This is a genomic window from Synechococcus sp. R55.8, from assembly GCF_047461895.1.
Lineage (GTDB): Bacteria > Cyanobacteriota > Cyanobacteriia > Thermostichales > Thermostichaceae > Thermostichus.
Map to the genome: position 1 here is coordinate 1 of NZ_JANSIB010000179.1, position 1,289 is coordinate 1,289.

General features: G+C 59.9%; 1 protein-coding gene. It reads left to right on the forward strand.

Annotation, left to right across the window (positions count from 1 at the left end):
* Window positions 1-231 precede the first annotated feature (231 nt).
* Window positions 232-1,289: glycine cleavage system aminomethyltransferase GcvT (gcvT, locus tag NW829_RS12230; RefSeq protein WP_414417200.1), on the forward strand; the 1,058-nt coding region annotated here is incomplete at its 3' end.

The following is a 1,289-nucleotide window of genomic DNA, read 5'->3' on the forward strand; positions in this document are numbered from 1 at the left end:
CGCTACCGCGAACAGCGTTCCTGAAGGGATAAAACGGTCTGCGCCTTACATCCCTACCCTCAAGGGCAAGGCTTTACGGCGTTTTTTCGGTAAAACCGCAGGGAGCGCTCCAGGTTGCCGACGCGGATCATGGTGTGGAGAAGGCGCATGGCACAAGCTCCGAGAAATGGGCGATGCTGCACTTATTTTAGTCTTTGACCTTTTAGTCTTTAGACCGCTGAGGATCCCTTGATGAGCCAAACGCCTCTGCAACGCACCCCCTTGTTCTCCCTTCATCAAGCTTTGGGGGCGCGATTTGTCTCTTTTGCCGGCTGGGAAATGCCGCTGCAGTATCGGGGAGTGATAGCAGAACATCGGGCAGTGCGGGAGAGGGTGGGGACATTCGACATTTCCCACATGGGCAAGTTCACCCTCTGGGGGCCGGAGCTGGGATCCCACCTCAGCCGTCTGGTTCCCAGCGATCTGAGCGCTGTTCCTGTGGGATCCGGTCGCTACACCGTCCTGCTCAATCCACTGGGGGGCATTTTGGATGATGTCATCTTCTACCGGCATCCACCGGAAGGTGAGCTGGAGCACTGGAGCGTGATCGTCAATGCAGCTACCCGGCAGAAGGATTGGGATTGGCTCAACCACCACTTCCAAGGGATCCCCGGAGTTAACCTGCAGGATCACTCCGATGCTCGGGTCTTGTTGGCGGTGCAGGGGCCGGCAGCCGAACAGGTTCTCCAGCCCTTTTTGGAGGGATCCCTGAAGGCTTTGCGCCGGTTTCAGCACGGTCAGTTTGCCGGAGCGGCGGGAGCCTTGGGAGAGTCTATCTTCGTGGCCCGCACTGGCTACACCGGAGAAGATGGCTTTGAAGTCATGCTCAGCCCCGAAGACGGCATCCGCCTTTGGGAGCAACTGATTCAGGCCGGCGTACAACCCTGTGGGCTGGGCTGCCGCGATACCCTGCGCCTGGAGGCTGCCTTCCATCTTTACGGGCAGGACATGGACGAGAGCACCACTCCCTTAGAAGCCGGCTTGGGCTGGTTGGTGAACAACCCAGGGGACTACATCGGCAAGCCCGCCATCGAAAGCCAACGGCAGCAAGGGATCCCTCGCCACCTGGTGGGGTTTCGCATGCTGCATCCGGCCATCCCCCGCAGCGGCTATGCCATCTACGCTCCCAACTCCCCTGAGCCGATCGGACGGGTAACCAGCGGCACCCATTCTCCCAGTTTGGGCTACGGCATCGGCTTGGGCTATGTCGCTCCGGCTTGGGCCAAGGTGGGATCCCGGCTGGAAATTGA